The organism is Bradyrhizobium sp. 197 (assembly GCF_023073375.1).
In the GTDB taxonomy this organism is placed as follows: Bacteria; Pseudomonadota; Alphaproteobacteria; order Rhizobiales; family Xanthobacteraceae; genus Bradyrhizobium.
This window is the reverse complement of record NZ_JADPJJ010000077.1, coordinates 1-19,855: the sequence shown is the minus strand read 5'-3', so window position 1 is coordinate 19,855 and position 19,855 is coordinate 1. Positions and strand designations below refer to the sequence as shown.

General features: G+C 59.3%; 18 protein-coding genes, 3 pseudogenes and 1 other annotated feature. Of the genes and pseudogenes, 14 read left to right on the top strand and 7 right to left on the bottom strand.

Translation table 11 applies throughout. The features are described from left to right. Positions 1-27: 27 nt before the first annotated feature. A complete protein-coding gene (locus tag IVB27_RS18080) occupies positions 28-699 on the bottom strand; it encodes a response regulator transcription factor (RefSeq protein WP_247444720.1) in 672 nt (223 codons plus the stop codon). Further along, entirely contained in the window at positions 696-3,131 is a 2,436-nt protein-coding gene (locus tag IVB27_RS18075; protein ID WP_247444719.1) for a PAS domain S-box protein, read from the bottom strand. Before IVB27_RS18075 ends, IVB27_RS18080 begins: the two co-directional genes overlap by 4 nt. A 695-nt stretch (positions 3,132-3,826) precedes the next feature. Between IVB27_RS18075 and IVB27_RS18070 the strand changes: the two genes are divergently transcribed. The 10 genes and pseudogenes from IVB27_RS18070 to IVB27_RS18025 all read left to right on the top strand — a co-directional run bounded on the left by IVB27_RS18070 (position 3,827) and on the right by IVB27_RS18025 (position 13,179). Then, positions 3,827-4,225 (top strand): hypothetical protein, encoded by a 399-nt coding sequence (locus IVB27_RS18070; RefSeq protein ID WP_247444718.1) that lies wholly within the window; start codon positions 3,827-3,829, stop codon positions 4,223-4,225. Between the two features lie 1,049 nt (positions 4,226-5,274). Then, positions 5,275-5,559 (top strand): hypothetical protein, encoded by a 285-nt coding sequence (locus IVB27_RS18065; RefSeq protein WP_247444802.1) that lies wholly within the window; start codon positions 5,275-5,277, stop codon positions 5,557-5,559. A gap of 75 nt (positions 5,560-5,634) precedes the next feature. After that, positions 5,635-5,799 (top strand): DUF2934 domain-containing protein, encoded by a 165-nt coding sequence (locus IVB27_RS18060; RefSeq protein ID WP_247352234.1) that lies wholly within the window; start codon positions 5,635-5,637, stop codon positions 5,797-5,799. Between the two features lie 615 nt (positions 5,800-6,414). Further along, positions 6,415-6,852, top strand: a complete 438-nt coding sequence (locus tag IVB27_RS18055; RefSeq protein WP_247444717.1) for a histidine kinase dimerization/phosphoacceptor domain -containing protein — start codon at positions 6,415-6,417, stop codon at positions 6,850-6,852. A gap of 588 nt (positions 6,853-7,440) precedes the next feature. Further along, positions 7,441-8,238, top strand: a complete 798-nt coding sequence (locus IVB27_RS43280; protein ID WP_247444716.1) for a Crp/Fnr family transcriptional regulator — start codon at positions 7,441-7,443, stop codon at positions 8,236-8,238. A 218-nt stretch (positions 8,239-8,456) separates the two neighbouring features. Next, positions 8,457-9,800 (top strand): ABC transporter substrate-binding protein, encoded by a 1,344-nt coding sequence (locus IVB27_RS18045; RefSeq protein WP_247444715.1) that lies wholly within the window; start codon positions 8,457-8,459, stop codon positions 9,798-9,800. A 130-nt stretch (positions 9,801-9,930) separates the two neighbouring features. Further along, entirely contained in the window at positions 9,931-10,959 is a 1,029-nt protein-coding gene (locus IVB27_RS18040; protein WP_247444714.1) for an ABC transporter ATP-binding protein, read from the top strand. Positions 10,960-10,974: 15 nt separating this feature from the next. After that, entirely contained in the window at positions 10,975-11,904 is a 930-nt protein-coding gene (locus tag IVB27_RS18035; protein ID WP_247444713.1) for a carbohydrate ABC transporter permease, read from the top strand. Between the two features lies 1 nt (position 11,905). Next, positions 11,906-12,751: a carbohydrate ABC transporter permease gene (locus IVB27_RS18030; protein WP_247444712.1), complete on the top strand. Its 846-nt coding sequence runs from the start codon at positions 11,906-11,908 to the stop codon at positions 12,749-12,751. Between the two features lie 39 nt (positions 12,752-12,790). Further along, positions 12,791-13,179, top strand: a pseudogene (locus IVB27_RS18025) (hypothetical protein). Positions 13,180-13,526: 347 nt separating this feature from the next. Here IVB27_RS18025 and IVB27_RS18020 read toward each other — a convergent pair. Together IVB27_RS18020 and IVB27_RS18015 are read right to left on the bottom strand one after the other, a co-directional pair. After that, positions 13,527-13,718: a DUF3606 domain-containing protein gene (locus tag IVB27_RS18020; protein ID WP_247444711.1), complete on the bottom strand. Its 192-nt coding sequence runs from the start codon at positions 13,716-13,718 to the stop codon at positions 13,527-13,529. A gap of 35 nt (positions 13,719-13,753) precedes the next feature. Continuing rightward, entirely contained in the window at positions 13,754-14,125 is a 372-nt protein-coding gene (locus tag IVB27_RS18015; protein WP_247444710.1) for an ATP dependent DNA ligase, read from the bottom strand. Positions 14,126-14,273: 148 nt separating this feature from the next. On the opposite strand from IVB27_RS18015, the pseudogene IVB27_RS18010 reads away from it, so the two are divergent. From IVB27_RS18010 to IVB27_RS18000, 3 genes and pseudogenes are all read left to right on the top strand, one after another. Further along, positions 14,274-14,897, top strand: a pseudogene (locus IVB27_RS18010) (transposase); the annotation flags it as partial. Further along, positions 14,599-14,713 (top strand) — a sequence feature (AL1L pseudoknot). Its footprint overlaps the pseudogene before it by 115 nt. Before the next feature lie 896 nt (positions 14,898-15,793). Further along, positions 15,794-16,327 (top strand): Crp/Fnr family transcriptional regulator, encoded by a 534-nt coding sequence (locus IVB27_RS18005; protein WP_247444709.1) that lies wholly within the window; start codon positions 15,794-15,796, stop codon positions 16,325-16,327. 5 nt (positions 16,328-16,332) lie between these two features. Further along, on the top strand, positions 16,333-16,557 hold the full coding sequence (locus IVB27_RS18000) for a DUF6894 family protein (RefSeq protein ID WP_247444708.1): 225 nt from the start codon (positions 16,333-16,335) through the stop codon (positions 16,555-16,557). Positions 16,558-16,993: 436 nt separating this feature from the next. Here the strand turns inward: IVB27_RS18000 and IVB27_RS17995 are convergent. From IVB27_RS17995 to IVB27_RS17985, 3 genes and pseudogenes are all read right to left on the bottom strand, one after another. Then, positions 16,994-17,190 (bottom strand): annotated as a pseudogene (locus IVB27_RS17995) (cold-shock protein). Positions 17,191-17,320: 130 nt separating this feature from the next. Further along, a complete protein-coding gene (locus tag IVB27_RS17990) occupies positions 17,321-17,488 on the bottom strand; it encodes a hypothetical protein (RefSeq protein WP_247444707.1) in 168 nt (55 codons plus the stop codon). A gap of 272 nt (positions 17,489-17,760) precedes the next feature. Then, a complete protein-coding gene (locus IVB27_RS17985; protein WP_247444706.1) occupies positions 17,761-18,045 on the bottom strand; it encodes a hypothetical protein in 285 nt (94 codons plus the stop codon). 201 nt (positions 18,046-18,246) lie between these two features. Between IVB27_RS17985 and IVB27_RS17980 the strand changes: the two genes are divergently transcribed. Further along, positions 18,247-18,426, top strand: a complete 180-nt coding sequence (locus IVB27_RS17980) for a hypothetical protein (RefSeq protein WP_247444705.1) — start codon at positions 18,247-18,249, stop codon at positions 18,424-18,426. Positions 18,427-19,855 lie beyond the last annotated feature (1,429 nt).

Sequence of the window (19,855 nt, the reverse complement as noted above, 5' to 3'; positions counted from 1 at the left end):
CCCTCGTAGCAAGCTTGAAAAGCATACTTAGGTTTGCACGTTTCCCCCTGGGCGTGGGATTCCGAGCGCCTCGGTCATTCTGACGAGATCGGCCAATGACTTGGCGCCCATTTTCCGCATGATCTGTCCGCGATAGATCTTGACGGTAATCTCTGCCAATCCAAGCTCGGCGGCGACTTGCTTGTTCATCAGGCCGGACGCAACCAGGGCGAGGATGTCGCGCTGGCGCGCGGTCAGACCCTCGAAACGGGACCGCACTCCTGCGACCGACTTCTCGGCATTGCGCCGCCTGCGATCTCGATCAATGGCAGCCTGAACCGCATCCAGCATGTCCTGGTCGCGCACCGGCTTGGTCAGAAAATCGATGGCGCCACTCTTCATGGCCCTGACGGTCATGGGAATATCGCCATGGCCGGTGATGAAGATAATGGGCGTGCGAATGTTGGCCTTCGCGAGGTCCGTCTGGAGGTCGAAGCCGCTCGAGCCCGGCAGCCGGATGTCGAGCACAAGGCAACTGGGGACCGCCGGCGGCTTGGCTTCCATGACCTCCGCCGCTGAGCCGAAGGCCTCGACCCTGAGGCCGACCGATTGAAAAAGATTGGTGAGCGCACGGCGCATCGACGGATCGTCATCGACGATCAGGACGATCGGATCGTCGGCACTCGCCTGTGCCTGCATCGGCTTGGCGTGGTCCGTCACGACGTGTCCTTGTGTGGGAAGGGCAGGGCAATCTGGAACGTTGCGCCGCTCCCCTCATTGGGAAGGGCCGAAAGCCGGCCGGCGTGAGCCTCGATGATCGATCGGCAGATCGATAGTCCCATGCCCAGGCCGCTCGACTTTGTGGTGAAGAACGGTGTGAAGATGCGGTCTGTCACGTCGCAGCCAAGGCCGACACCGCGATCTCTCACGGTGAGGAGCAGGTGGCGGTCGCCGTCCTCGCCAGCCTGACTGGAGCGGATCGCCAGCTCGCGCGGACGGTCAACATTGGCTTGCATGGCTTCGATCCCGTTCACGACAAGGTTGATCAGCACCTGCTGGAGTTGGATCCGATCGCCGCAAATCTTGGGCAGGCCGGACGACAACTCCATTCGCACCGACACGGCATTTGTAGCGAGCTCGCGCCGAACGAAGGCTATCACCTCCCTGACAACCTGATTGATGTCGAGCGCAACCATCTCGATTTCGGTCTTCTTCGCGAGCGCCCGAATCCGGCGGATCACCTCGCTAGCCCGATTTGCGTCTTCGACAATCCATTCCACGGAACGTCGCGCAGCGTCCAGATTGGCCGGGTCGCGACCGAGCCAGCTGATACAGGCGTCCGCATTGGAGATCACGGCGGCAAGAGGCTGGTTGATTTCGTGGGCTATCGAGGCGGTGAGTTCGCCGAGCGTCGTGACGCGCGTGACATGGGCGAGCTCGGCTTGCGCTTTGCGTAGCGCTTCTTCAGCCTGCTCGGCGCGGATAGCCGCCGTCACATCGCTGCTGACGCCCCGATATCCGAGAAAATGGCCGTCCGCATCATGTAAGGGCTTGCCGCTGGTGCGCACGTAAATTGGAGATCCATTGCGATCCCTGCCACGGTAAACCAGATCGCGGAACGGGAGGTGGGCGTCGAGCGTCGCGCGATGCTGCTCCCACTTTCCCGGCTCAAGCTCAGCGTCGGGCGGAATGTCCCAACGGCTCAGGCCAATCAAGCCCGTCGGCGTAGCACTGGCCGTATCGGCGTGTTCCGATATCTGCGTGATACGGTGATCCGACCCGGTCTCCCAAAACCAGTCAGATGCCGTTTCAGCATAGTCCCGGAACCGCTGCTCGGATGTCTTGAGTTCATCAAATGCCCTTTGCAGCGCTTCTTTTGCAGCGATCTGCTCGGTGACATCCACGTGGGTACCGATGATCTCCATCACTTCGCCGTCGCTGTTGACGATGGGATGTCCCTCGGTATGGACTCGTCGTATCGAGCCGTCCGGGCGCGCAATGCGAAAGTCAACTTCAAAGGGTTCCTTTCGCCGGACGGCCCGACGTTCCACCTCGACGATCCGTTGGAAATCCTCAGGGAGGATGCGTTGCTGGAAAGCCCGCGCCGGTACTTCGATCTGGCCTGGGTCAAATCCGAACAGGCGGTAGAGTTCAGCCGATCGGTAGGCAAACTCCTGACGACGCACATCCCAGGCCCAGCTGCTTGTATGGCTGAGCCGCTGTGCCTCGGCCAAATAGGCCTCGCTGCGGCGCAGCCTCTGTTCCGCCTCTTTTGCAACCGTGACATCGGTGACAGCCCCGACAAATTCGATGAGCCCGGATCCATGTCTGACCGCGCGGGCTACGGAATGGAGATATTTGACTGATCCGTCAGGCATCAGCAGGCGATATTCATGGTCGAAATCCGCTGCTCGGCGGGCGGCTCGATCGAGGGTCTTGCTGACCGCAGCGCGATCTTCCGGATGGATGCGCTGGACAACAAAATCCAAGGTCGGCTTCACCGCCAGGTCGCATTGGAAGATGCGAAAGGTTTCCATTGACCAGACGATCGCGCCTGTTACGATGTTGAGGCCGAAGCTGCCGGTGCGGCTCAGTTCCTGGGCTTGGGCGAGGTAGGCCTCGCTCTGGCGTAGCGCATCCTCCGCCTCCTTGCGCTGGGTAATGTTTTCGCAGGCGACCAGCACGATCGGCGTGCCGTCGCCGCGCAGCATCGCCTTGGCGTTTTCACGGACCCAAAGGACCGATCCGTCCTTCCGGAACTTGCGAATCTCCCAAGTATGCGACTGGTGCAGGGTTTCCAGGGACAATGCTACACATCGGCGAACAAAGTCGTGGTCCTCCTCGAAGAAGACGTTGAGCACGGACTGGCCAATCAGCTCGGCCGCGGTGTAGCCCAGCTGTGCGGCGCCGAATGTATTGACGTTGAGCACCGTTCCGGCCCGATCGACCATGAAGTACATGACCGGATTGTGCTCGAACACCTCGCGCCACTGCTTCACGGCGTCGCGTAGATCGAGGATGTCTTGCCGCGAGTCATCTCCGACAGCGGGCCTGTCCTTCTCGCCGTTGCCGAAAGATCGAAGTGCCGCGAGGCCGCCGAGCAGCAATTGTGCGGCCGAATTCCCGAATTTCGCGATTTGGCCAGGCATCATCGCAGGCGTCCCGGCTCGCTGGGGCCGCAGCAAGTAGAGCACTTTGCAGCAAGGGGAGCAATTCCCTCCGACCAAGTTAGAACTCCGCGCCGAAATTCGCGGTGACCGTGCAGCCTGCCGGCCTTGCGCCGTCTCGTTGCGAAGGTGCGGCGGGGTCCGAAACTACGGGACAAACTTACGTATAGCTCGCGCATCCCAAGTCATAGCGCACATTTACCTCCGTACAGTTGAGCGGTCCGTTGCGGGCGGATTAGTCTCATAACCAATCGAGGGGACGCGATGTGCAAGGCACAAGCCGGCAATTAGCTCGATGTGCTGCTACAGCTCTGCGACCGTTGCCCGACTTGCCGCATGAATGGCTGATCACGATTAATAGGCTGCATTTCACGAACGGAGCGTGGATGGCTCTGCGTCAGCGTACGAGCGAATCCACGGCCATGAAGCCGGGAGAGTATGATGTGCGATACGCCTGAACACTCCGAGCGCGGTCCTGCTGTAAAAGGTTGCGCTGTCTGTAGCGGCAAGTTTGGCCTGATCCGATATTATTCCTGGCGAACGCCACTGTGCTCCAGAAAATGTCTCGACCGCTTCAGGGCGCGTCGCGAACGCGACCGCCGATGGTTGTTCCGATTTCAGGCGGCATGAGGATTTGTCCTTCGATCCGCTCCATCCGCCAATTCTGAACAGGAGGCTGCGTGCTGAACCGTGCTTGCAAGCTCCTCTTGATGATCGCGCTGCCGCTTCCGTTGATAACGGGAGTGGAGGCCGACGAGGTTGGACCGGATAGTGCACATCGTCATCATCCGCTCCAGGATCAGCTCCTGCACGAGAAGTTCTATTCCAGCTGGCGTATGCCCGACAATCCGGTGCTCAGCTGCTGCAACAATGCGGATTGCTATCCGACCGAGGTACGATACGTCGACGGCAGGGTCTACGCGCGACGCCGGGAAGACGGGAAATACATCCTGATCCCGTCCCAGAAGGTCGAGCGAAACAGAGACAATCCCGACGGCCGCAACCATTTTTGCGCGCCGCCGCCGTCCGCCTCTCCGGTCGACACGGCCTACTGCTTCGCGCTGGGAGGTGCCACGTGAGATTCATATTGGTGAACGACAGAACCCCTTTCCGCACGACGTTCTGTCTATGGTGCTGCGAGCAGATCAGCACTGGTTATCTGCGCGACGCCAGGACGCAACTGCCTTACTGCGACTATGAGTGCTACGCGCTTCATGGCGAAGCTGCGCCGTTGATCGAGGGGCGTACGCGAGCGGCGTCTTGAGCGGACACGTGCTCGAGACGATCGGCGATGCGCCTGTCGGCAGGAGAGGACACGACCTTGAGATTCATGCTCATCAATCATGGACGACCCAGCTACGGCGCCACCTGCAGCGCGTGCGCCCAGCCATTGGGCGCGAGTTACGTCCGGCATTTGTCTACGCGACGGCGTTATTGCGATACGGATTGCTACCGTCGCTATCAACAGTCGGCCATGGGAATGCTCTGGCCTTACCACAGTTCGCTCGAGACGATCACGGTGTTGGCGGCCACTTCGAGCTGGAGCTGGCTGATGCAGATGAGCGCGCTCTCGCGCTCGCTGACGGACGCGTTTCTGCGCGCGCACGAACCTTCTGACCACGGAAGGAGGTGACGGCTAGCCGATGAGGGCCGCGCAGAGTGGTCGGCCGCAGTCACTGCATCCAGCTTCGCGCCGCGTCCAGCCCCGGCGTTGCGAAGCTACGGCGCGGAGGCTGCGGCCGCTGCCGGCGTGTGCGGACGGTATCGCGCAACTTATCTCTGAAGTGCGGGTCTCCTAAATTTGCCAGAGAGTATACCTTCCCAGAACCACGTGCGGCTGATCATTGCTGTTGCGACACCAGGACATCTTCGCTCCGCACGGGAGGATTACAAGCCGGTCGTCCCGTCTCGTGCCGTTCACGGCATCGCTCAAAGAACTGCCTAGCGCGCCCAATTTGGCGATGGTCCGAGTTTGCATCAGTTCGTTCCAGATCCGGAACGCGGTGAAGCAAAAGTCGCGAGTGCTGCAGATTTCCAACCCGCACAGCCGTTCGAGATCCTAAGCTCGTCCATTGAGACGACAAAACATGTTTGTTGCTTTGTTCAAGATGATCAGCGGGGTCGAAAAGTGTTTGATGTCTATCGCAATGACAAGCGTGACATGCTCGTTCTAAGCACAGGCTCTGCCGTACCCGTGCTTTACTCTGCACATAACTGGCGCAACAGCAGAAGAAGAGTTCTCAAGGTCAGCGACGAAATTAAGTCAGCCGTTCAGGACCTCCAGTTTTCCTTGACATCACGGCGGCATGGGGCCTCAGCTACCTTGAATGCGACTGAACTTGCGCTGATCGATCAGGTGCGGAGCGGTGATGTCCTGCAGCTGCAACGGCATGATGAGCCAGATGTGGATTAGGGAGAACCGTACAAGAACTACGTGAACAGGGCGGTGAGCCTAAACCGCGCTTGGTCTCATTGGGAGTAACGCACCATGGCAGGTCCTTTGACCCAGAAGGACGTCGAGCGCCGCGCATATCAGCTGTGGGAGCAAGCGGGAATGCCTAAGGGGCGGGATCAAGAGTTCTATTTGGAAGCGGAGCGACAGCTGAAGGAAGAGCTGATCCACCACGAACTCAAAACGCCGGATACGCTGTAGAAAACAAGGAAGAGAGGTCCGCGCGCCTTCTATGGCGTCGAGATCAATCCACTGGCTGTTGCAACGATCCAGCGGTTGCCCAACGCACGATGGAGTCGATTCGTCCGATGCCGGGAACGGTGTCACCCCGTGTTGCCATCCGAACCCCGTCGGGCCCTCCAAGAACCGCCATCCCGCCTCTAACATCAAGAACGGTCCAACCCTCAATGGTTGTCGGTCTTGTCTCCGGCGTGGGCAATCTAAGCGCGCTGTAATACCGTGTCGATCGATATGGTCGAAGCGCCGCACGCATAAAGGAAAGCCTTGAGAGCACTCGTCGCTCCTGCTCGACCCACCCGGTGATGGCAGGTGAGGCGACCCAAGGAACATGCGTCGAAACGCCGACGGTGATGGAACGCCTACTGCTCCGCCTGATCGCCGTGACGCCGCGTTACCCCACGTGGGTGCGGTACCTTCTGACCCGCGGCCTGGTCGGAATCACGTTCACGGCAAAGCTCCTGCTCTTCGACGCTCTGGATTCCCTTCCTCTGCTGCTGTTCATCCCGGCAGTATTCCTTGCATCGAGTGATCTCCGACCATGGGTCCGGCGTGTTGGCCACCGCGGCGAGCGCAGTGATGGCCGCGGCTTATTTCATGTCCCCGCCGGTCACCTCTGCAATCGTCCCGCTGATCGACTTTCTAGTGATGGGCCTGTTGATTGCCGCTGTCACCGAAACCTTGCGGAAGACTCTGGACAGGCTTTCGCAAGCCAAGTCATATGGCGATGTCCTCTTGCAGGAGCTCGCGCATCGCACCAGAAACGAACTCGCGATCTTCATCTCAATCCTTCGACTGCAGGCGCGTTCCGATCCCAATCCTGTGCCGCAGGCCGCGATCGCCTCGGCCGTCGCACGGATGGACGCGGTGGCGAAGGTGCACGACAGGTTGCGCGTCGCCGACAGCGACCTCGTCGATCTTGCGCCCTACGCGGACCGGCTGTGCGCAAGCCTGGCGGACTTTCATCGTGGAGTGCGTCCGATCGCGATACAGGTGCACTGCGACTCGGCTCGGTGAAGAGCTCTCAGGCCGGATCCATCGGGCTGATCGTCGAGCCGGTGACAAACGCGTTCAAGTACGCCTTTCCGGAAGGACAGACGGCACGGTGGAAGTGAACATCAGGGCTTTGAGCGGTCGGATCACGGTCACCGTGCGGGACGACGGCGTCGGCTGCCCCAGCGAGGTCAACAGCGGCCTAGGGACCCGCCTCATCAGCCTGCTGACCTCACAGATGAATGGAAATATGGCCAGGGTCCCCTTGCCTCGCTTCTGCGAGGTCCAAGTCATGGTGTCGGTGCTTCCCACCTAGTTTCGCGCCCGCCGCAGCGCGCTTTCGAGTTTTCTCCCTCTGCTTCTGCCAGCGCGCCTCATCGGCTTGCGACCGTTTCTCGACGGGGGCCCGGTCGGCCTCCAACTCGGCCGCCCTCCCGTCCTGCTGGCGCCTGCCTTTCGTTCGGGGGGTGAAGGCGCCTTTAGCGGGATCGCCGGATTGTCGGGTGCCAGTGACTCTAGATGGAAGAGAGAGTAGCTTCGCGGGGAACAAGCCCTGATCTCAGCCGAACGAGGGCCGATGGGGACGCATCTCGAGGACAGCGCCATGGGATAGTGCTCGTAAGTGCGCTGAGCCGTGCCAACCGCGAGCAGACGGTTCGGGTTCAAAACCGTCTGCTGGCCGGTCTTGCGCCGGCGTCCTTTGAGCGCCTTCGTCCTTTCCTGCAGCCCGTTGCGCTCAAACGCCGGGCGATCCTTCAGGACTACCACCATCCCATCGAGCACATCTACTTCATCGAACGCGGCGTCGCATCGCTGCTGGCGCGAACGCAGCGCGATGGTCCGGTGGAGATCGCGATGGTCGGACGGCTCGGCTTTGTCGGTGTGACCGCGGCGCTCGGCATCCAGCGGTCGCCCAATCGCTGCCTGATGTCGGTCCCGGGTTATGCGTTGCGCATCGCGGTGCCCGACCTGCGCCGGGCCGCACACAGATACCCGGACATCCAGCAGCAGCTGTTCAGCTACGTCCACGCGCTGTTGGTCCAGAACACCCAGACAACTCTTTGCAGCGCCCGCCACGGCCTCGAGGAACGGCTGAGCCGCTGGCTGCTGCTTGCAGCCGACCGTCTGGATGACCGGGTCATTCCCGTGACGCACGACGTGCTGTCCGTCACCCTGGGCGTGCGACGCGCCAGCATCACGACGACGCTTGCGGAACTGGAGCAGTCCGGCGGGCTCATCAGGCAGCGAGGCGGCATCGACGTGTGCAATCACGCGGCCCTCGAGCTTCGAACATGCGAATGCTATCAGATCATAGCGTCGGAATACGGGCGCCTAACTCGCAGCGGCCTGCATGAGCACCGCATTTCCGCGGCCGCCGACCTTATGCGCAGCTGTCTTTGCTGCGTCTGACAGTCATTCAAATAGCCTGCTTCGGCCAGCGCCGCGCGACTTCGTCGGCTGTCAATCCTTGTACGGCAGCGTACTGAGTGACCGTCTTTAGTAGAAAGGCCGATCGGGACCTCAAAGCTATAGTGACGTTGAAAATAGCAAGATCCAGGACCGAGCTAGACTGATCCCTCATCTGGATGAGCCTTCTCCAACTGGCCACATCCACAGGAGGAATCCAGATGAGCACGGGCAAATATTTGCGCGTCACGCGACGCCGCTTCTTGAAACAAGCCAGTCTTACGCTTGCCGCCGTTTCGGCGCCTTCCCTTGCTGCGCCATTCGTCTCCCGCGCGCTTGCCGACACCAAATCGCTCTCCATCGTGCAATGGAGCCATTTCGTCCCGGAGTACGACAAGTGGTTCGATACGTTCGCAAAGGACTGGGGACAGAAGAACCGTATCGAGGTCACCGTCGACCACATCCCGGTCGCTAACGTCGCCGCGCGTGCGGCCGCCGAAGCCTCGGCCCAATCAGGTCACGATCTGTTCGGCTGGAACGGCGCAGGCGGGGCGCACCTCTACCGCAAATTCCTCGTTGACGTGACAAGCCTCGTCCAGGCGACCGAGAAGAAGTACGGCAAGATCAGCACGATCGGCCGCCAGATCGGATATAACCAGGACGACAAGACCTGGTCGGCTTTCCCCGATTTCTACATCAACTTCCCCGCCATGTATCGCAAGGGCATGTGGGATGAGATCGGGATGAAGCCGGACACCTGGGACAATGTTCGCATTGGCGGCGCCAAGCTGAAAGCCAAGGGTCATCCGGTCGGCATTTCACTCGGGCACAGCAACGATCCGAACACGACTTGGCGCGGCCTGCTGTGGAGCTTTGGCAGTGCGCTTCAGGACGCCGAAGGCAAGGAAGTCGTGCTCAACAGCAAGGAGACGGTCGAAGCCGTCAAGTTCGTCGCCGCGCTATACAAGGAGGCAATGACGTCGGAAGTGCTGTCGTGGGATGACTCCAGCAACAACCGCTATCTCGTTTCGGGCATCGGCTCGATGATCGTCAACCCGATCTCGGCCTATCGGACGTTCCAGAAGGCAAACAAGAAAGGCGCCGACGACACGTTCGTGATGGCTCCGCCGAAGGGACCGGTGCGCCAGATCATGGGCGGCGCCTCCGAGTTCTACGGTATCTGGAAGTTCGCCAAGAACAAGGATGGCGCAATCGATTTCCTCAAATACTACGCCGACCATTGGCCGGAAGCGTTTAAGGCGAGTGAAGGGTACAACAATCCCTGCTTCGCCAACCTTGTGCCGAAGCCCATGCCGATCCTCTCGAACGATCCGACGTCGACGCCGACCAACAAACTAGCGGTGCTGCAGGACTCCGACCAGTGGTCCGCCTCTCCGGGATATCCCGGTCCGTCCTGGCCCGCCGTCGACGAGGTCTACAACGACTTCGTCATCTGCGACATGATGGCGAAGGCGGCGACCGGCGAGATGTCCGCCGAGGATTCGGTCAAATGGGCGCACCAACAGTCGGAAGCCATCTTCAAGAAGTGGCACGAGAAAGCCTGAGGCCGTGCCTGGACCGGACCCCCTTTTTGGTCGGTCCGGATGCTGCCGTTGCCGCCAATTGGCAAACAAGATTGGCGCTCCGTCGAACGATTGGCGGCAGAGCGCCATCCATTAGTTCTCGGGAGGTTCGATGGCAGCGGTATTGACCAGGGATATCGTCAAGAAGTTCGGCGAGGTCGCCGCCGTCAACGGCATTTCGCTTACGGTGCCGAACGGCGAGTTCATGGTATTGCTCGGCCCCTCGGGCTGCGGCAAGACGACCTTTCTGCGCATCATTTGCGGCCTCGAGCAACAGACGAGCGGCGATCTCCTGATCGGCGGCAACGTCGTCAACGACATCCCTCCACGCGCTCGCGGCGTCGCGATGATGTTTCAGAGCTATGGCCTTTATCCACACTACACAGTACGCAACAACATTGCCTTTCCGCTGCGCACGCAGCGCGTGCCCCGCGAGGAAATCGAAAAGAAGGTCGAGTGGGCCTCGCAGCTGCTCGGCATCGGCCATCTTCTCGACCGGCGGCCGCGCCAGCTCTCCGGCGGCGAGCGCCAGCGTGTTGCGCTTGCGCGCGCGCTCGTCCGCGAACCGACCGCGCTTCTGCTCGACGAGCCGCTGTCCAATCTCGACGCCAAGCTGCGCACCTCGGCTCGCCAGGAGATCAAAAACTTTCAGCAGCGCGTTGGCCTCACCACCATCTACGTGACCCACGACCAGGTCGAAGCGATGGGCATGGGCGACCGTATCGCGGTCATCGACCATGGACGGGTTCGGCAAGTGGGAACGCCAACTGATATTTATGAAGATCCTGCCGACCTTTTTGTCGCGACCTTTGTCGGCGCGCCGCCGATGAACATCGTCACCCGCAACGGCGGCGGCTATCTCGGATTCCGGCCAGAGAATTTCTTGCCCAGGGATATGATCGAAGACGGGGGCGCGACCCAGTTTTTATTTCGCGTCGATCGCTCCGAGTATCTCGGATCCGAGCGCATTGTTTACGGTGTGATGGATGGCTTTGATTCAAAGCAGCCGATCACGGCGAAGTTGCCACCGGCCCACGTAGCCAAAGAAAGCATTCGTCCCGGCGAATGGCATCCGTTTGCGGTGAGGAACAGCGCATTGCGCCACTTCGACGCCAACGGCAATCGTAGCAGTCGCCACTGAGCGGGGAATTCACCGATGGCCGTCATCGCCGAACCTATTGCCAAGCCGATTTCACGATTTCGCTTTGTCCTCGACCGGCGCGAGGTGCTTGAAACGATTCTGGTCGCACCGGCGATCCTTTACGTCCTGCTATTGGTAGGCCTGCCACTTCTGCTCGCGGTCTACTACTCGCTCAGCGCCTATACAATCTACAACCCGACCTGGAAGTTTGTCGGTCTGGCCAACTTCGAGCAGATACTGCAAAATCCCACTTTCCTTGACACGCTGCGGAACACCTTCATCTTTACATTTGGGTCGCAACTGCTCGGCCTCGTACTCGGAAAGTTCGGCGCCTTCCTGCTGTTGCAGCCCTTCCCCGGCCGGAAGATTGTGCGGGCGCTGATCATCCTGCCATTTGCTGTACCGGTCGCGCTCGCCACGATCGCCTGGCAATGGATGTTCGATTCGCTCTACAGCGTGATCAACTGGACCATGATTGCAGCTGGTATCCTTACTCGCGACGAGGCGCCGAACTGGCTCGGCAATCCCTACCTCGCGATGCTGTGCATTGTCATTATCAACGCCTGGCGCTTCTTTCCATTTGCCATCGTGATCTTTCTCGCCGGCATCACTGCGGTTCCACAGGACGTGATCGACGCTGCGACGATCGATGGCGCGGGTTTCTGGCGCCGCAACTACCAGATCGTCCTGCCGATGATCCTGCCAATCATGGCTATCGGCCTGATATTCGGCATCGTGTTCACGTTCACGGATCTTTCCATCGTCTTTTTGCTGACAATGGGAGGCCCCGGTGGCGCGACGTCAGTCCTGGGCTTTGCGGGTTTTCAGACCGGCATCGTTTCCGGCGACGTGTCGCACGGCGCGGCCATCTCGCTGTTCATGCTGCCGGTGCTGCTTGTCGTGGTGATTTTCATGCTGCGCTTTATTCGTCGCCGGGAGATTTGACATGTCGCGGTCTTTTGTTCGCTCGCTCCGCGGAACCGGGTTTTTCCTCGGCGTCGCATTCTTCGTTATCCTGGCGGCCTTTCCGTTCTATTGGATGGTGATCACGGCGTTCAAACAGAACAGTGATCTTTACGATGTCACCAACATCCCATTCTGGTTCAATGAGCCGCCGACGCTCGAGCACGTCAAGTACCTCTTCCAGGAGACCCTGTTCGCGCGCTGGCTGTTGAATTCGCTGATTATTGGCGTCTGCGTCACCGCGATCACGCTGGTCACCGCGGTTCCGGCCGGTTACAGCCTGGCCCGCATGACCAGCCGCAAGGGCGAAGCGCTCGGGATTATGATCTTCCTGACCTACCTGGTGCCGCCGACCCTGTTGTTCCTGCCGTTGTCCCGGATCATCGCCGAACTCGGTCTGCAAAACTCGATGTGGTCGCTGGTGTTGATCTACCCGACCTTTACGATCCCGTTCTGCTCCTGGTTGCTGATGGGATTCTTCAAGGCCCTGCCGGTCGAGATCGAGGAAGCCGCAATCGTCGACGGCTGCAGTCTGTTTGGAGCCTTCATCAAGATGGCGGTCCCACTGTCGGTGCCTGCAATCCTGACGGTGGTGATCTTTACGTTCACCCTGACCTTGCAGGAGTTCGTCTACGCGCTGACATTCATTTCGTCGTCCGACCAAAAGCCGATCACGCTGGGCGTGTCGACCGACCTGATCCGGGGCGACGTGTTCTTCTGGGGCGAGATCATGGCCGGCGCCTTGATCGCCGCCTTCCCCGTGGCGATCGCCTACAATCTCTTCCTAGATCGCTTCATCGCGGGCATTACCGGGGGCGCCGTCAAATAGTGAACAAGCGCCCAACATTGACCCTTCACCCCTCACTGTATCGATAGCTTAGCTCGCCGATCGGCGTCGGGAACCCGCGCCGATCAACAGCTCGATCGGTTAGAACGCGACATCTATCTTGTACTCGAAGATTTCGGCGCCGCGCCGGCTGCGCATGGCGCGAGACCGACGAACGAGACACCGCTCTCGATGATATCCGGCACCGTCTTCTGTCAGGCGAATATACCTATCCGGTGCGGATCGTCGCCTTCAATTCGATCGAGAGATGGCCACGGGACACAACATCGGAAGTCGCCGATGCGGTCGCTCAGCGCGCGGCTGACACCGATATCGAGATTTCTCCTGCGCTACTTGCCTTTGTCGCCGCGAACGCAACTCGCCGCTCTGGCGTTCAGCTGGCGCTACGGCTTCCGGGCGGTACCGCTTGAACTGAGTTCGCTTTGGAAGCGCGATCTTGAACTGGCCTTCCATCAATGCCAGGTCTTCTTGGGGCCGCCTTAGACTTCCTCGATTATCCCCTCGATGTCGGGTAAGTCGATGCCGTCGGTCCTGTTGCACTCACAGGGCATGCCGGCACCACACTCGCAACCGCCCGCAGTCTCACTCCAAGCGCGATCGGGATGGTTCTCGCAGACCCAGCCCAGCGAGTGGCAGATGGGACAATTCGGATCAGTCAAACAATAGTCCCCCGATCACGTGGGCGAAGGTCACGAGGAGACCGGACATGCAGGGAGCGATGGCTACATCGATCAAGAACAACAGACTCTCACGCTCCTCATCCCGCATCGTCTGCTTTGCCCAACTCCTTGCGAACGATTGCCGCCGAGTTGCCAACCTTATCGATCGCCTTCTGAAGCTCCTCCTTGGTGACACCCAAGGCATGGGTCCAGTGCTTAACCTCATAGGCTTCGTGCATGTTGACCTTGCTGCGGTCGGGCTGCTCTCTCTTGGTGAGATTGTCGGTCACGTTCCTCCTCCCTATTTTGAGGGGAAACGCGGTTATCAGCCGCGCGTTCCTTTGCTCAGCCCCTTGAAAGAGCTCGCCCTGAGTAAGCCCTCCAATGTGATGTCGCGGTATTCGACGTCGGCGAAGAACTTCGGCTTGACCCACGTAGCCTTGGGCTTCTTAATGGGCTTCGTCAGCTTGACCTTCGGGCTCACGACGGCATCGAGAGCCTTCCTAATCTTTTCCGACTTTGTGCGGCTCCAGCCCGTGCCGACCTTGCCCATGTAGACCAGTTCTTTCCCTTCCTGCTTGCCGAGATAGAGAGCGGCAACGCCCGACGAGTCCTTGATGAACCCATCGGAATGTTCCGGTGTGTACGGTTTTGACCTTTGCCAAAGCTTCTGTTCGCTCCGAACGGTACAGCGCATCTGCCCACTTCGAGACGATGCCTTCGTAGTTGAGCTTGCTGGCATGTTCGAAGAGCACCTGCCCGTCGCCAACCAAGTCTTCGCTATACAGAACCGGATGAAACGCCCCGGGATTGCCGGAGGCTCCAACTCTTGAGAAGGCGGAGCCATGACGAGCAAGACGACGAACAAATTTTCACCCGAGGTCCGGGCGCGTGCGGTTCGGATGGTTTTGGATCACGCCAGTGAGCACCCTTCGCGGTGGGCGGCGGTGACATCGATTGCCGCCAAGATTGGCTGCACACCGCAGACGCTGCATGACTGGGGTAAGAAGGCCGAGATCGACAGCGGGCAGCGGGTCGGCGTTCCGACGGAGATGGCCGAGAAGCTGAAGGCCCTGGAGCGGGAGAACCGTGAGCTTCGACAGGCCAACGAAATCCTGCGCAAGGCAAGCGCTTATTTTGCGATGGCCCCTTTCGGCGAATGAAGACATTCGCCTTTCGGGCGAGGGGAGCTCGACCGCCGGTCCAAGCCATGATCGCGTTCATCGACGATCATCGTGGGGCGCATGGGGTCGAGCCGATCTGCAAGGTGTTGCCGATCGCCCCCCTCGACCTACCACGCCCAGGTGACCAAACGGCACGATCCCGCCAGGCTGTCGGCGCGCGCCAGGCAGGACGCCGCGCTGAAGATCGAGGTCCGGTGCGTCTTCGATCAGAACTTCCGGGTCTATGGCGTGCGCAAGGTCTGGCGCCAGCTCAAGCGCGGCCGTGATCGTTGTCAATACGCAAGGCCGCCAACAACATGGCGTCCATCGAAGCGCTTGCGGCGCTGAATCTCCATGCAGTGCAGCAGATAGGATTCAGGATCGACCTTCTCCACGTCGGCAATCAAGTCAAAGCTTGCGTCTCGAAACTCCTCACGCGATGGCGGCGGCATCGCCGAGCGACGCAAAGCCGCCCGCAGTCGGATTCAAATTGGCTAATGATCGTTCAATGCGATCAATTGCTGCATCCGCCATATCGCCAGCTTGATTCATATCGCTGGGCGAATTGGTCCAGTTTTGCGCCGAGTTGGACTACGAGGTCGTTGGCATTTGTATCCTAAATTGAGACGTGAGGTTAAATCTGAAGTCGCGCGGATTTGCGTACCGCGCGCCGTCTGGCAAACGTCGCTCATACGTTTGAGGGCGCGCCAGGCTGCCCGAGAAGAAAGAAACTGTTCGTCGCGACGGAGGGATTGGGACCGGCTTCGCGTCTCTGAGGTAGGCCATTGCCGGATTCGAAAAAAGCAGGCTGAATTGGACAAGTCCAAGACTTGACTTGGAATTTTCCTACATCGTCGGTTGCACTCCGCCCGCCCTCATGCGTTAATATGCCATCACTGGCCAAGGCTTTGTCCGTAGGCGTCGGTGGCTGAGAGACCAACTGGGCTCCCGCCTGCATCGCACGGGAGCATGAATGCCGCATCAGAAGCTAATAGCGCGCCTACAGGCGGTCGGCGGTTTATCTGAACGAGATAAGGTTAGACTCACGCGCATACCATACAGGGTGAAATCCCTGGCTGATGGCGAATACGCGGTTCGCGAAGGAGACAAGCCCAGCAGCTGCATCGTTGTGATCGACGGCTTTCTAGCTGAGAGTGGTGAATGATCGAAATCAGATCTCCTCGTTCTACATGGCTGGGGACATGCCCGACTTGCCTACCCTGCATTTGCCGATCGCGGATTGTGATCTTTGCAGCATAGGCAATTCGACGATAGCCGCTGTGCTTCATTCATCTCTCAGAGAGATGATGACCGACTCTCTCGGACTTGCACACGCTTTTTGGCGCGAAACGCTGATACAGGCTTCCATCTATCGCGAATGGGTTGAGAATCTCGGAGCCCGCCAAGCCTTAGGTCGACTCGCGCATCTTCTTTGCGAGCTTACCACTCGCATGGAATTCGTTGGGCTGGCGGACAACGGCAGCTTCCGGATTCCGCTCACGCAGCAAGATGTTGCCGATGCACGTGGACTTTCGATAGTTCACGTGAACAGGACGATCCAGGAACTCAGGGGTTTGGGCCTCATTGAATGGGAAAACCAAACCGTTACTCTGCTCCGCCCGCAGGAACTGCAAGCTGTAGCCGAGTTCAGCCCTGAATATCTTCATGAGCTGAGCCCAAGCGAAAGATCAAAACTCAGCAATGTTTTTGGAACGTCCCCACCCGGAGTGATTTAGCCGGCATGGTTCGATATCATTTCGACTACCATGAAGCGGACCTCGTTACCGTAGACAGCGCGGGTGAGGAATTCGCCAGCGTTGACGCCGCCCGAAAAATGGCGCTGATCGCCCTTGGCGAGGCCGTGCGCGACTTCACCTTTGCCGGCCGGCCTGGACGGATAGCTATTTGGGTTAGGGACGACACCGGCGGTGTTTTGAGTGTCTCTGCCATTATTGAGCATACTTGAGCCGGCGATGGGTAGGCAGACGTCACTATCGCCGCTAACGGCACGATCGAACCGACGCGCGCTCCATCGGGTCGCTAAGCGTAGGAGCAAGAGGATCGACGAACTGGTGATTTGGAGCCCTGACGGAAAACAGGCAGCCTCGGGTTGCGCCTCGCCCACGGGAAAAGCCGCAGCGTGGTTCCAGCCCCACTGCGGCATTCCCGGACAACTTGAAATCAGTTTTGGTACTTAAATCTCGCCGGTGTTCTCACAGTAGAACACCCCGTTCCGAAAATGGAGTCGGTACAACTACCGGAGTCCGCCGATCTACCCATTGTCGTTAAAGGGGGAACATGGCACGGCTCGCTTTCCAGCCCCAATGCTCCCGGCTGCCGATCCAATTGCGGATCAGAGCGCCGGGAGTGCTGGGCCCACCAGCGTGATTCGGCTCGGCTGGTCAACCCATCCGTAGATTTCCCGCTGAATCTTTGCCGCGATTGTTCACGACGTCGAAGCTGACTTTGGCTCCCTCGTTGAGGCTGCTCAGGCCGGCCTTCTCAACGGCGGAGATATGGACAAATACATCCTTGCCGCCGTTGTCAGGTTGGATGAACCCGTACCCCTTCGGGGGTTGAACCACTTCACTGTCCCCATAGCCGCTTAGCTGCTCCATTTTTCAAAAATCAGAACTAGTGCCCGAATTCCGACAAAGAAACGCTGGTCACGCGCGCTATCTGGGTGGAGGTTGTTGAATCCGACTTTCATTTTGAACCTCACAAATCCATCAGGGCATATCCGGCCACCGTTCGATCACCTTCGTTGTGATCGCCTCGCGCGTTACGACCGTATGTTGGCAAAATCCGTGGACAGCCCGGCGCATCCATTTCGACTTGATGAAGCCACCTTGGTTTGGGTCCTCGACCGCGAAATCCGTGTCGCGCTGCTTGCGCATGAGCGACAAGCCTGAGCTCTCAATCTCCTGCGAGTCCAAAGTGAGCCCCGGAATCGACGGGCGAATGAACTGCGCTACAGGCTTTGCGACAAATCCACCTTGCGACGCGAAAACGACGGCAGCCGGCGCATCCTGGCCCAGTAACCAACCAGCAAGAACAACTTCACAACTCGGCCAATGAGACGGCGCGCCGTAACCCGTTCCGTGATCGGTCCCACGCCTGATTACTTCAGGAAACCCGACACTAACGCATCGAAATCGTCGAACCGGACCTATGCGAGCACCGCACGAAGAAGCTGTTCAATGAAGACCATGCCGTTCGCCGCGAAGACGGCGTGATACTCAGGTAGCAGCGCGGCCTTACTGGCAACCGCTTCAAGTTTCGTGCACCCGGAGTCCATCAGCCCGGCGTCGGTAAAGAGATGAACCGCGTCGGACGTTACAAAATTATTGATCGATGTCATCTCGACTATTCCTCGATGTAGGCCTCGCCCGCGAAGGGCGTTGCGAAGAACGCTGGCAACGCGAGCGCTGTTGCTATCGGTGAAGATCGCCATTTCAGTCTCCTTGATAATTTCACCGATTCGATCGCGCCGTTGCGCATCAAATGTCGGGCACGTGCCTCATCTGCCGGCGGTTCTGAGAGGTGGGCTGGGAATTGTGGGCCTGGATCATCTTGAAACTCGGTGCTGCGGCCTTGCATCACTCCCCTCGCGTGATAGAACGCGACCACGAAAAGTGAATGCAGGGAAGTTGCTTTGGCCAAAACGAAAAAGACTGTTCGTCGCGAATGGACGAAAGATGATGTGAAGACGCTCAAGTCACTCGCGAAACAGAAGGCCGGTGTTAAGAAAATTTCGAAGACGCTGAAGCGAACACCGGGCGCTACAATGGTCAAGGCGTCGTTATTGGGCGTTTCGCTCGACACGAGGGGTTAGGCTCCCGCTCTGGTCTACGATGCGGCTGGATAAGTCTCATCCCTTGCGCTCAACTTGCACGCCGGCACCTTCGCTTCAGCCAATCCTCCGCCAGCCTCAACCAGGCTTCTTTGTCCGGCTGTCTAATTGCCCTATCGGCCAAGCGGCGGCATTCCTCAGCTTCCGAGCTTCGGTTCGAAAGCGATCCGCCTCCTCCTCGCTCATCATTCGACCCCCCGCGAACAAGAGAGGATGGCCGAAGAGGAAATCGAGGGAAATTCGACGATAGGCCATACGGGCTGGCCGGAGAATTGTAACCGTCGCAGCGATGTCACAAGTGCGCACCGGGCTGACGGCAATCGAGTTAAGGCGCCACCACCCCCCTCAACATTTGATTGGCAGACGCGCGTGAAACTGGGGGCGAGCGGTCGCTAAGAAACGATTGGTTCTGAAGCTGCGGACACCCCTCCCCATCCCCTTACAGCAGACACGCATTTCTTCACGCCTTCCCGCTGTGCGGCGTTTCGTTGCGGTGTCGTTGCCGAGCGCGATGCATGGAAACGTCATCTACCTGGTAAGCATCGTCCTCTCTGACATCGCTGCTGCCACATGGATAGCACCCGTGTCCTGATAAGCAGACCGGTGACCACGGACACTTCTTTTGACTTTGCCTGCCGCAATCACGCGCGGTGGCGTATCTTCAGCGCGCCCACGATCACGTCTGCTCACGAGGCAAAAGCTCAAAGGCCTTCGATCTTGGCCTGCATCCGGCTCAACAAGGATTCCGCCGAGACCGTCCCAATCCCCGCCCTCTGGAGCTGGAGGATCTCCGAATAGACACGGGCTCAAACTAGCTCTGTGCTTGGGGCCGTGAACCAGCGACCCCACGGAACCAATCCCGACAAGTCGGAGTTGAAGGCAGAAGAGGCGAGTAGAGTAGTGCCGGCAGTGTCCCCCCTCACCGAGTCGGCATCAAAGGCCCCGCGGCGCCGCCGTCTCGGGGTCTTTCTTTCAAGAGGAGACCCGCATGAGTGACCGCACAGGAAATGAACCTGCACCCTTGATGCTTTTAGGCGTAGCAGTCATTCCCCTAATAGCGGTGCTGGCCTGGTTCGCTTTCTAATTAACGAGGTTCGGAGAGCGGCGCAGGAGTTCAGACCTGTTGCCCACTAAGCAGTGAGCCTCACGGCAAAAACCTGATGAGCAGCCGCAAGGCTGGCAGCAAGTCCAGAGCAGCCGCTTGTGGTGCAGGTTCGATTCCTGCCCCGAAGGCCAATTGATGGAGCGCCGCGCCTTACAGCGGCACTTCTAAATCCTTCAGCAAGCCACCTAGCACTCTGCTGAAAAACCCCCTCGCCAGGGAGGGGACTTGATGATTCACTTTATCATCTCGAATCGGCGGAGACGATCATGCGCGGCAGGTTTACGGATCAGGGCGGCCTGTTTTCGT